Genomic DNA, 4,881 nt, shown 5'->3' with positions numbered 1-4,881 from the left:
CCGAGCCGGCCCCCGCCCCGCGGCGCGTCGCACCCTCCGCCTGGGCGTGGGCCACCGGCGCGCCCGCCGCCAGGATGGCGCCTGCCGCCAGGATGGCGGCCGCGTTGGCCAGCGTCCGGCCGACGCGCCGGGCGCCGCCGAGGAGCCTTCGCGCGCGGCCGCGGACCCGGTCCGTCGTCGTCCTCATGCCACGCCTCCGCATCCCGGGTTCTCGGCCAGAGATGCGGGATACTGCCGAGCCTGTGGCCTGCAGTTCAAGCCTGCGGCCTGCAATTCAAGCGATATGCGCCGGAATAGCGCTCATCTCCGGTTGTGAAAGCCTCGCCGTCCTGCCGCCGCGACGCCGGTCCGTGACCGCGCCGGCCTCCGTTCCCGCCGTGACCGGCCCTCCCGCGTCGGGCACGGGTCCCGCGGCATCGGCGCCGTCACGGGCCCGCCGACGGGCGTGATCCCCCGGAGGACCGGCCGGCGGGCGGTTGCGAGCCCGGGTTCCCGCTCGCAAGGGGCCTGTTGCGATCCCAAGCCCGCCTGCCTGGCGTCGCCTCAGGCGCGCGCCGTGCGGGCGAGCAGCCGGCGGACGAAGGCGCGGGCGCGCCCGGCGGCGGCGGCGGCGACCTGCCAGGCCCGCGTCGCCCGGGCGCGGGCGAGCAGGGCCTCGCGCACCCGGGCCGAAAAGCCGATGGCCGCCGCGAGCCACCCGATCGTGAGGAGCTTGGCGCGCCCGGCGTGGTAGATGCGCTCGACCAGCAGGAAGCTGCCGAGATAGGCGCCCGCGAGGAGCGCCAGCCCGCGCCACAGGTGCCCCTCGGCGATCCAGATCACGCCGAGGAGCTTCAGCGGCTCGACCCCGAAGAACGGAACGGCGAGGAGCCCGAGGATCGCGAAGCGCGGCAGGCGGGAGATGCCGGCCTCCAGCCGTCGCACGAGGGCGAGGCGCGACAGCGCCTCGTAGAGCGGCCGATAGAGCGGGCGCGCCAGTTCCGCGCTGACGACGAAGATCGCGACCGCGACGTCGGCAAGGCCGAGGAGGGCGCGGACGGGCAAGGAGCGTCTCTGGGGCATGGTCGTCCCGTGACTCGGGGAAGAAGGCTATCAGGCAGGGCCCCCGGTGTCTCGACGCCCGCGCGGCGCCGACCCGCGCCCCGCGCCGCCTCCCGGCGCGACCGCAGGCTCCGGACCCGCCGCGTGGGAAACGCTCCGGGAGCCGGGATCTCGGCGCCACGACTTACCTGCCACAGGACTTCCTGAAGGACGCGCGCAGCGAGGGCGTGACGATGTCGTCGATCCGCACCGGATCGTCCTCGCGCTTGAGGATGAACGTCACCGCTTCCGGCGTGGTCTCGCCGGCGACGCGGACCGACAGGTGCGCCACGACGCTGACGGTGGTGGGATCGATGACCTCGACGGGGTCGAGAGACTTGAGGACGACCGCGGTCACGCCTGCCGGCCGGTGATCGGGTCGCCGTCGAGGACGGGTTCCTCGCCGTTGTGGGTCATGGCGTTCGCCCAGGCGGCGCCCCGTACCGCGACGGAGAGAACGTCTTCCTGTCACAGTCGAAATCGCGCAGGTGCCCGATGCCGTCGACGAGGGGCGCGACGCCCCTCACTCTCGTCGAGGCCGGGAAGACCGCGTCGTACAGCATCCGGTCGGCCCCATAACCGCCGAAGCCGACGCAGCGCGCGCCCTCGATCGTGTGCATCCTGAAGCCGCCCGCCACCGGCACGATGTCCAGGGTGCAGCGCTCGTCCGGCTCCTCGTCCGACGTCTGCCGGAAGCGCCAGCCGTTCTTGTGGGGGCGTGCCACGCCGACGACCGTGATGATGTGCTGTCGCTCGTCCGCACCGAGGACGCTGATGGCCAGGGCGCCGTCCGGGGCGGGGCGTTCGGCAAAGACCATGCCGCCCTTGCAGAACACGGCGCCTTGATCCGCACGGGCGGACGGGGTCGCGGCCAGGGCTACACCCAGCAGCATCGCGAAGCGCCTCGCGGCCCGCGCCGCGCGCACGGGCGATGGGGCGGCTGGGATCGGCGGAATGCGGCCTCGCGTCATCCGGAAGTGGCTCCTGCTGGACTGAGCGCGTGGAATGAACCAGCACCGACGTCGGTCTGACAAGTGCGCCGCCCGTCCCCTCGGCCCGCCCGGGCAATTCGCCGGGATGCGGCGCGCCAGCTTCGGCGCGGTCGAACGATCTTCTTTCGATCGAGGCGGGCAGGCGTGATTACGGTCGTGGCGGAGCTCGACAAGAGAACGAACGTCTTCGACAGTTCGCGCTCTTGCACAGCCTCGGCCGTATGCCCTAAGTCAGCGCCGTCACTCCACCCCGATCGGCCTGCCATGACCTTCACGCGACGCAGCATCCTTGGGGCAGGCCTGATCCTTGGGGGCGGCGCGGTGCTCACCCCGGGCGCGGGGGCGCGGGCGCAGGGGAGGCCGGTCTCCTTGCGCGTCGGCGTGATCCCGATCCTCGCCGCCGCCCCGATCTTCGTCGCCGAGCGGGAGGGCTGGCTCAAGGCGGCGGGACTCACCTTGAGCGTCACGACCTTCGAATCCGGTCCCAACATGATTCAGGCGCTGGCGTCGGGCACCCTCGACGTCTACGTGGCCGGCGTGGCGCCCCTCGGCGTCGCCCGGTCGCGCGGCATCGACGTCAAGGTCGTCACGGCGACGGCGGTCGAGGAGAACGTCTTCGTCGCCGGCCCGCGGCTCGCCCGCCACTTCGAGCCCGGCCTTCCGCCGGCCGAGGCGTTCCGCCGCTTCCGGGCCGCCGGCGGCGCGCCGGCCCGGCTCGCCACCCAGCCCCTCGGCTCCGTCCCCAACACCACGCTCCAGCACTGGCTGTGGGAGGTGGCGAAGGTCGACCCGAAGGACGTCGCCATCGTGTCGATGGGGATCGACGCGACCCAGCAGGCCGTCCTCGTCGGCGCCGTCGAGGGCGGGACCCTGCGCGAGCCGGCCGTCTCCATCGTCACCGGCCGCGATCCCGCGATCCGCCTCGTCGCGCTCGGCGGCGCGATGTTCCCCAGCCAGCCCGGCACCGTCGTGGCCCTGACGCGGGCGCTCCTCGACCGGGAGCCCGAGGCCGCGCAGGCCTTGGTGTCCGGGATCGTCCGGGCCGTGGACCTGATCGGGCGCGACCCCGACCGCGTCGCGCCGGTGATCGAGGCCGCCCTCGGCAAGGGGCTCGTCGACGGCGCGACGATCCGCCGGGCCCTCGCCTCGCCGGCGACCCGGTTCGCCGCCGACCCCCGCGCCATCGTGGAGGCCACCGCCGCCATGCAGCGCTACCAGGTGCAGATCGGCGCCCTCGACCGCGAGGTGCCGCTCGACGGCCTGTTCGAGCCGCGCCTCTACGAGCGCGCGCTGGCCGGCCGGTGAGGTCCCGGCGGGCCGCGGCGCTCCTTCCCGTCCTCGGCCTCGCCGCCTTCTTCGCGCTCTGGGAGGCGGTGCCGCGGGCCGGCCTCGTCAACCCGGCCTTCCTGCCCCCGCCCTCGGCGCTGCCGGCGGCGTTCCTGCGCGAGCTCCGCTCCGGCCAGTGGCTCGCCGCGGTCAGCGGCAGCCTCGGCCACTACGCGGCCGGGCTCGGGCTCGGCGTCGGTCTCGGGGTCGCGGCCGGCACCCTCACGGGCCTGTTCCCGACCGCCGAGGCCCTGAGCGCCTGGGTGGTGCGGGTGCTGCGCCCGGTGCCCGGCCTCGCCTGGGTGCCCTTCGCGATCATCTGGTTCGGGGTCAGCCCGGAAGCGGCCCTGTTCATCATCGCGGTCGGGGTGTTCTGGATCGTCTACTTCGCGAGCCACGGGGCGGTCCGGGGCGTCGACCGCGACCTCCTCGAGGTTGCGGAGGCGTTCGGCTTCCGGTCCGCCCGCGAGCGCCTCCTGAAGGTGGTCTGGCCCGCCGCGACCCCGGGCATCCTGGTGGGCGTGCGCACCGCCCTCGGGCAGGCCTGGATGGCCGTGGTGGCGGCCGAGATCTTCGGCGTTCCCGGGCTCGGCCAGCGGATGATGCAGGCCTCGACCCTGCTCGCGACCGACATCGTGGTCGTCTACATGCTCACCATGGCGTCGCTCTACGGCGTGCTCGACGCCGCCTTCACCGTCCTCCAGGGCCGGATGCTGCGATGGCGGGCCTGATCGCCATCCGCGGCCTCGCCCTCGCGTTCTCCCGCGACGGCGCCCGCACGCAGGTGCTCGCCGGCCTCGACCTCGACGTCGCGCCCGGGGAGTTCCTGGCCGTCGTGGGCGCCTCCGGCGTGGGGAAGTCGACACTGCTGCGCGTGATCGCCGGCCTCGTGCGCCCGGATGCCGGCCGCGTGACGGTCAGCCCGCCGGCACTGGGCCGCCGGGCGGTCGCCCTGGTGTTCCAGGATGCGCGCCTGCTGCCCTGGCGGCGGATCGCCGACAACGTCGCGTTCGGGCTGGAGAAGCTGCGGATCCCGCGGCCGGAGCGGCGCCGGCGGGCCCTGGAGGCGCTCGCCCGGGTCGGCCTCGCCGACCTCGCCGGGCGCTGGCCGTTCCAGCTCTCCGGCGGCCAGCGCCAGCGCGTCGCGCTCGCCCGGGCCCTCGCGGTCGAGCCGCACGTGCTGCTGATGGACGAGCCGTTCTCGGCCCTCGACGCGCTGACCCGCGAGAGCCTCCAGGACGAACTCGCCCGCCTGTGCGGCGCCTCCGGCCAGACCGTGGTGTTCGTCACCCACGACATCGGCGAGGCGGTCTATCTCGCCGACCGGGTCGTCGTCGTGGCGGGGGCGCCCGGCCGGATCGTCGCCGTGCACGTCAACCCGGCGCCGCGCCCGCGGTCCCGCGCGGCGCCGGCCCTGCGGGAGACGGCGCAGCGGATCCGCCGGGACCTGGCCGAACCCGACGCGGCGTGAGCGCGGCCGCGC

7 protein-coding genes are annotated in these 4,881 nt (G+C 74.8%); 3 read left to right on the top strand and 4 right to left on the bottom strand.

Features of this window, described 5'->3' with window-relative positions:
- The 4 genes from DT057_RS33950 to DT057_RS33935 all read right to left on the bottom strand — a co-directional run.
- Positions 1-187, bottom strand: a 187-nt coding sequence (locus DT057_RS33950; protein WP_162501602.1) for a hypothetical protein, incomplete at its 3' end; no start/stop codon positions are given.
- Between the two features lie 356 nt (positions 188-543).
- Entirely contained in the window at positions 544-1,044 is a 501-nt protein-coding gene (locus DT057_RS33945) for a hypothetical protein (RefSeq protein WP_238314044.1), read from the bottom strand.
- A 181-nt stretch (positions 1,045-1,225) separates the two neighbouring features.
- Entirely contained in the window at positions 1,226-1,438 is a 213-nt protein-coding gene (locus tag DT057_RS33940) for a hypothetical protein (RefSeq protein ID WP_128566408.1), read from the bottom strand.
- Positions 1,439-1,493: 55 nt separating this feature from the next.
- On the bottom strand, positions 1,494-2,051 hold the full coding sequence (locus DT057_RS33935) for a hypothetical protein (protein ID WP_128566407.1): 558 nt from the start codon (positions 2,049-2,051) through the stop codon (positions 1,494-1,496).
- 285 nt (positions 2,052-2,336) lie between these two features.
- On the opposite strand from DT057_RS33935, the gene DT057_RS33930 reads away from it, so the two are divergent.
- Genes DT057_RS33930 through DT057_RS33920 form a run of 3 tightly spaced genes read left to right on the top strand, consistent with a single transcriptional unit; the run spans position 2,337 to position 4,869 of the window.
- On the top strand, positions 2,337-3,377 hold the full coding sequence (locus tag DT057_RS33930) for an ABC transporter substrate-binding protein (RefSeq protein ID WP_128566406.1): 1,041 nt from the start codon (positions 2,337-2,339) through the stop codon (positions 3,375-3,377).
- Positions 3,374-4,129 carry an ABC transporter permease gene (locus tag DT057_RS33925; protein WP_128566405.1) on the top strand — a complete coding sequence of 252 codons (756 nt, stop codon included), beginning with the start codon at positions 3,374-3,376 and terminating at the stop codon, positions 4,127-4,129. Before DT057_RS33930 ends, DT057_RS33925 begins: the two co-directional genes overlap by 4 nt.
- The gene (locus tag DT057_RS33920) at positions 4,117-4,869 is read left to right on the top strand and encodes an ABC transporter ATP-binding protein (RefSeq protein WP_128566404.1); all 753 of its coding nucleotides are present in this window, start codon (positions 4,117-4,119) and stop codon (positions 4,867-4,869) included. The genes DT057_RS33925 and DT057_RS33920 overlap by 13 nt, the downstream gene beginning before the upstream one ends.
- Positions 4,870-4,881 lie beyond the last annotated feature (12 nt).

Origin of the sequence: Methylobacterium crusticola, assembly GCF_003574465.1 — a bacterium.
Lineage (GTDB): Bacteria > Pseudomonadota > Alphaproteobacteria > Rhizobiales > Beijerinckiaceae > Methylobacterium > Methylobacterium crusticola.
This window is presented reverse-complemented; position numbering and strand designations above follow the sequence as displayed.

Bases quoted from the DNA above. Each gene is read 5' to 3' on its own strand.
- DT057_RS33935 (WP_128566407.1), bottom strand. From the start codon at position 2,051: ATGACGCGAGGCCGCATTCCGCCGATCCCAGCCGCCCCATCGCCCGTG.
- DT057_RS33930 (WP_128566406.1), top strand. From the start codon at position 2,337: ATGACCTTCACGCGACGCAGCATCCTTGGGGCAGGCCTGATCCTTGGG.
- DT057_RS33920 (WP_128566404.1), top strand. From the start codon at position 4,117: ATGGCGGGCCTGATCGCCATCCGCGGCCTCGCCCTCGCGTTCTCCCGC.